Source organism: Frankia sp. AiPs1, assembly GCF_023716945.1.
Taxonomy (GTDB): Bacteria; Actinomycetota; Actinomycetes; order Frankiales; family Frankiaceae; genus Frankia.
Window position 1 is genome coordinate 1 of sequence record NZ_JAMQQF010000460.1, and the last position, 4,872, is coordinate 4,872.

4 protein-coding genes and 2 pseudogenes are annotated in these 4,872 nt (G+C 71.5%); all 6 read left to right on the forward strand.

Features of this window, described 5'->3' with window-relative positions:
• Window positions 1-291, forward strand: a pseudogene (locus ND748_RS25225) (methylenetetrahydrofolate reductase); the annotation flags it as partial.
• Window positions 288-1,592 (forward strand): amidohydrolase family protein, encoded by a 1,305-nt coding sequence (locus ND748_RS25230; protein ID WP_251748523.1) that lies wholly within the window; start codon window positions 288-290, stop codon window positions 1,590-1,592. The pseudogene ND748_RS25225 and the gene ND748_RS25230, both read left to right, overlap by 4 nt.
• A complete protein-coding gene (locus ND748_RS25235) occupies window positions 1,589-2,395 on the forward strand; it encodes an ABC transporter ATP-binding protein (protein WP_251748525.1) in 807 nt (268 codons plus the stop codon). Before ND748_RS25230 ends, ND748_RS25235 begins: the two co-directional genes overlap by 4 nt.
• Complete coding sequence (locus tag ND748_RS25240) at window positions 2,392-3,285, forward strand: ABC transporter permease (RefSeq protein ID WP_285902674.1); 894 nt, start codon at window positions 2,392-2,394, stop codon at window positions 3,283-3,285. Before ND748_RS25235 ends, ND748_RS25240 begins: the two co-directional genes overlap by 4 nt.
• Before the next feature lie 119 nt (window positions 3,286-3,404).
• Window positions 3,405-4,610 (forward strand): ABC transporter substrate-binding protein, encoded by a 1,206-nt coding sequence (locus ND748_RS25245; protein WP_251748526.1) that lies wholly within the window; start codon window positions 3,405-3,407, stop codon window positions 4,608-4,610.
• Window positions 4,611-4,613: 3 nt separating this feature from the next.
• Window positions 4,614-4,872, forward strand: a pseudogene (locus ND748_RS25250) (FAD-binding oxidoreductase); the annotation flags it as partial.

Here is a 4,872-nt window from a genome sequence, read left to right on the forward strand (position 1 = left end):
GTGCTGGGCTGCGTGCCGGTGGTGACGAGCGTCGCGACCGCCACCGTCGTCGCGTCCTTCGCCGGCAGCCGCCTGCCGGCCGGCTACCTGGAGGAGATCATGGCCGCGGACGATCCGCACGCCGCGGGTACGCGCGCGGCGGCGGAGCTCGCCGGCCGGCTGCTCGACCTGCCCGGCGTCGACGGAGTCAATCTCTCCGGCGGCGCGCAGCCGGGCCACGAAGCCGCGGCGGCCCGCGCGACCGCCGACATCGCCCACCGGATCCTCGGCACGCGGGCAGGGACGTCATGAGCTGGCTTCGGGGCGCGATGACCGCGCACGGCGACGTGGTGGACGTGGAGCTGTCGGACGGCGTCATCGGGCGGGTCGTCCCGAGCGGCCCGGGCGCCGACGTCGCCCGGGTCGACCCAGATGACGTCGACCTGACCGGCCAGGTGCTGCTGGCGTCGTTCGTCGAGCCGCACGCGCACCTGGACAAGGCGCTCACCGCGTCACTGGCCCGCAATGTCACCGGCGATCTCGCCGGCGCGATCGAGGCGATCCAGACCCTGCTGCCCGACTCGACGGTCGAGGACTTCACGACCCGGGCCGAGGCGGCACTGCGCATCCAGCTCGCGATGGGCACCACCCACATCCGCACGCACGTCAACGTCGGGGTGCAGTCGGGTATGCGGGCGCTGGAGGCGCTCGTTGACGTCCGGGAACGCTGGCGCGGCCTGGTCGACCTGCAACTCGTCGCTCTCGTCTCGAATCCGCTGGACGGCCAACCCGGCCGCGACCTGCGCCGCGCGCTGGCCGAGGGGGCCGACGTGGCCGGCGGCTGCCCGCACCTCGACCCCGAGCCGCACCGCGCGGTCGCGATCTGCCTGGACGCGGCCGGCGAGGCGGGCCGCCCGCTGGACCTGCACACCGACGAGACCCTCGACCCGCGGCTGCTCACCCTCGCCACCCTCGCCGATCTGGTCGGCCGCACCGGTTTCCCGCACGGTGTGACGGCCAGCCACTGCGTCAGCCTCGGGATGCAGCCTCCCGACGTGCAGGACCGGGTCAGTGAGCAGGTCGCCGCCGCCGGCATCGCCGTCGTCGCACTGCCCCAGACCAACCTGTTTCTCCAGGGCCGCAACCATGCGGTCGGCACCCCGCGTGGGCTGACCGCGGTGGCGCCGCTGCGCCGCGCCGGGGTGACCGTTGCCGCGGGCGGCGACAACCTGCGCGACCCGTTCAACCTCGTCGGCCGTGGTGACGCGCTGGAGACCGCGTCGCTCATGGTCACCTGCGGGCACCTCGCCCCGCACGAGGCCCTCACGTCGGTGACCGACGGGCCGCGGCGCGCCCTCGGCCTGCCGGCCGTCTCGATCATGCCGGGCAGCCCGGCCGACCTTGTCGCGTTGCCAGCGGCGAACGCCCTTGAGGCGCTGGCCGCGGCCAGCGAGCAGCGGACCGTGTGGCGGGCCGGCCGGGTCGTGGCGCGCACCACGGTGCACTCGGAACTCGCCGAACCACATCGGGCGGCCCCGCGCGCGGAGCCGGTCCGACGCCCCGGGACCGAGCCGTACGACGCCCATCCGGACCAGTGGGAGGCCGCCTCATGACGATCGCCGACACCACCACCGCCGCCGCCGACACCACCGCCGACACCGCCGCCGGCGGGGCCACCGGGACCGGCGCACCGGCCCTGCACTTCGCGGGGGTGCGCAAGCGGTTCCGGGACGGCACCGTCGCGCTTACCGACACCGACCTGACGATCCGCCCCGGCGAGTTCGTCTCGATCGTCGGGCCGTCGGGATGCGGCAAGAGCACCCTGCTGCGCATCGCCAGCGGGCTGGACGAGGCCACCGACGGAACCGTCGAGGTGGCCTCGACGAACGTCGGCTACGTCTTTCAGGACGCCACCCTGCTGCCCTGGCGCAACGTGCGCGACAACGTGCGGCTGTTCGCGGAGCTGGAACATCTCGACTCCGCCGAGCGGGGGCGTCGGGTCGCCGACGCGATCAGCCTCGTCGGGCTCACCGGCTTCGAGAAGCATCTGCCCCACGAGCTGTCCGGCGGCATGCGGATGCGCACGTCGCTGGCCCGCTCGCTCGTGCTCGACCCCTCCATCTTCCTGTTCGACGAGCCGTTCGGGGCGCTCGACGAGATCACCCGTGAACGGCTCAACGACGAGCTGCTGCGGATGTTCATCCTGCGCCGGTTCGCCGCGCTGTTCATCACCCACTCGGTGGCGGAGGCGGTGTTCCTGTCCACCCGGGTGGTGGTGATGAGCGGTCGGCCGGGACGGGTGAAAGCGGATCTCGCCGTCCCGTTCGACTATCCGCGCTCGCCGCAACTGCGTTACAGCGCCGAGTTCGCCGCCCTGTGCGGCGAGGTCTCGCAACATCTCAGGAGCGAGTCTTGAGCGTGACTGTGCCGTCCGCGGCCGAGACCGACGAGGCCGGCAAGGTGGCCGCGACGACGCCGGTGACCGGCGCGGCCCTCCCCCGCACCCGGTCTCGCTGGCGCGGCGCCGGACTGGTCAGCTTCGTGCTGCTGCCGGGGGCGGTGTTCGCGGTGTTCATCGGCGTCTGGTACGCCGTGTCCGACGGGGTGCTCAACGACCAGCAGCGGTTCATGCTGCCGCCGCCGCACGAGGTGGTCCGGATCGGCTTCCTCGACTGGTCGAACTTCAAGACGATGATGAGCGCGCTGCGGTTGACCTGTGAGGTCACCTTCTCCGGCCTGGCCATCTCGATCGTCATCGGGGTCGCCGTCGCGGTGGCGATGAGCCAGGCCAGGTGGATCGAGAACTCGCTGTATCCGTGGGCCGTCGTGATCCAGACCGTGCCGATCCTGGCGCTCACCCCGGTGCTGAGCTTCTTCTTCGGGTTCGCGCTGACCAGCCGGATCATCGTCTGCGTCATCATCGCGTTCTTCCCCATCGTGTCGAACACGCTGTTCGGGCTGCAGTCGGTCGACCGGGGCATGCACGAGTTGTTCAGCCTGCACCACCCCAGCCGGCTGACCCGGCTGTGGAAGCTGCAGTTGCCGGCGGCGCTGCCGTCGATGTTCACCGGGTTCCGCAACGCCGCCGGCCTGTCGGTCATCGGGGCGATCGTCGGCGAGTTCTTCTTCAAGCAGGGCGAGCCGGGGCTTGGCACGAACCTGTCGGTGTTCACCTCCCGGTTGGAGGGCGAGCGCCTGTGGGCGACCACGCTCACCGCCAGCCTGCTCGGCGTTGCGGTCTTCGTCTTCTTCGGCTGGCTGGCGCGGCGTGTGGTCGGCCGCTGGTACCAGCCGAAGCGCGGCTGACCCACTCGGCGCGACCCACGCGACGGCGGTGCACCCTGCTCGCCGTCGCCCCCTGCCGCCGCGCCGCCACCGCACCACACCCACCGGCCCGCATGGCCCAGTAACTCGGGGAGACGTAGTTGACCAGATCTCGGCGACGGCCCGCGCGGCTCGTCGCGCTGACAGCGACCGCGACCGCGCTTGCCCTCACCGCCGCCGCGTGCGGCAGCAGCGGCAGCGATGGGGGGTCCACCAGCGCCGCGGCCCCGTCCGCGGCGGGCGCGGCGCCGGCAGCGCTCGATCTCAAGGCCGCCGGCTGCCCATCGACGATCGTGCTGCAGACCGACTGGAATCCGGAGTCCGAGCACGGCGGCCAGTACGCACTGCTCGGGCCGAACCCGAAGATCGACGCCGGCAAGAAGTCGGTCAGCGGTGAGCTGACGGCCCATGGCGGCGTCGACACCGGGGTGAAGCTGGAGATCCGCGCCGGTGGCCCGGCGATCGGCTTCCAGACGGTGACCTCCCAGCTCTACAAGGACTCCGGGATCACGCTGGGCTACCTGGGCACGGACGAGCAGATCGCCCTGTCGAAGACGCAGCCGACCGTGGCGGTCCTGGCAGGGCTGGAGAAGAGCCCGCAGGTCATCCAGTGGTCGCCGGACAAGCATCCGGACTGGAAGACGATCGCCGACATCGGCAAGACCGACACGAAGGTCCTGTACTTCCAGGGCGCGTCCTACATGGACTACTTCACCGGCTCGGGCATTCTGAAGAAGGGGCAGGTCGACGGCAGCTACGACGGCACGCCGACCAACTTCGTGGCCTCCGGCGGGGCCGACGCGGTGCAGGGATTCGCGACGTCGGAGCCCTACACCTGGTCCCACGAGGTGCGTTCCTGGGACAAGCCGTTGAAGTACCAGCTCATCGCTGACGCGGGGTTCAACTTTTACCAGCAGGCGATCGGCGTCCGCAAGGACAAGCTCGACGCGCTCAAGCCCTGCCTGAGCAAGCTCGTCCCGATCATGCAGCAGGGCGTCGTCGACTTCATGGCGTCCCCGGCCGCGACGAACAAGCTGATCCTCGACCTGGTCGACAAGTACAACAACGGCTGGGTCTACTCCCAGGGCGTCGCGGACTACGCGGTACAGACGATGAAGTCGCTGGGCATCGTCGGCGACGGGGCCAACAGCACCCTCGGCGACTTCGACGACGCGCGGCTGCAGAAGCTCATCGAGATCCTCGACCCGATCTACCAGTCGCAGGGCAAGCCGATCCTGTCCGGGCTCAAGCCGGCGGACCTGGTGGACAACAGCTTCCTCGACACCAAGATCGGCCTTGGTACCTGAGCGATGTCGGATTCGACCCTCGCGGCGTCGCGCGGCCGGGCCGGGGAGCGCGTGCTCCCCGGCTTCGGCCGGGCGGCGCTGCCCGCCGTGACCCCCCTGGACCCCGGTGTGCTCGACGCGCTGTCCGCCGAGCTCGCCGCCCTGGTCGGCGCCGACGCCGTGCTGCGCGACGAGCCGGCCCGCCTGTCGGCCTCGACGGACTGGGCGCACATGAGCCCGGTGCTGGCGCCGCTGCTGCCCGGCGGGGTCGCCGACGTGGTGG

Excerpts from the sequence above, each read along its gene's own strand:
- ND748_RS25235 (WP_251748525.1), top strand. The coding sequence starts at position 1,589 with ATGACGATCGCCGACACCACCACCGCCGCCGCCGACACCACCGCCGAC.
- ND748_RS25230 (WP_251748523.1), top strand. The coding sequence starts at position 288 with ATGAGCTGGCTTCGGGGCGCGATGACCGCGCACGGCGACGTGGTGGAC.